Source organism: Adlercreutzia sp. DFI.6.23, assembly GCF_024462535.1.
Taxonomy (GTDB): domain Bacteria; phylum Actinomycetota; class Coriobacteriia; order Coriobacteriales; family Eggerthellaceae; genus Adlercreutzia; species Adlercreutzia rubneri.
This window is the reverse complement of the sequence record NZ_JANGBP010000132.1, coordinates 1-423: the sequence shown is the minus strand read 5'-3', so window position 1 is coordinate 423 and position 423 is coordinate 1. Positions and strand designations below refer to the sequence as shown.

The 423-nt window shown below is 63.4% G+C and carries 1 pseudogene; it reads left to right on the top strand.

The features are described 5' to 3' along the window. Positions 1-206: 206 nt before the first annotated feature. Positions 207-423, top strand: a pseudogene (locus tag NE591_RS12670) (23S rRNA (uracil(1939)-C(5))-methyltransferase RlmD); the annotation flags it as partial.

Sequence of the window (423 nt, the reverse complement as noted above, 5' to 3'; positions counted from 1 at the left end):
TGTTGAATACGGCCTCGATGCCAGATTCGCCCGCCATGGCCCGCTTGAAGTAAGAGCGATCCGACACGTTCACCGGCTCGTGACAGACCACCGGCGATGCGGGGAAGGGCTTGTCGTGCGCCCTGTGTCCCGCCTTCGGACGTTGCGGCGGCTGCAGCCGGTTGGACGTGCCCCACGAAGACCAACTGTCCGCGAAGGAACAACAGGTGGCCGCTCTTTTCGAAGGCATCGCCCCCGCCGACGCCCTGCTGCCCATTCTGGGCATGAACGATCCCTTCCATTACCGCAACAAGGTGATCTCCCCTTACGCCCCAGCCAAGGGCGCAAAGCGCAAGGGAAAGGATGCCAAACTCGCTCGCGCCGACATCCTCACGGGCATGTACGAGACCGGCACCCACCGGCTCATTCCCACTGATACGTGCG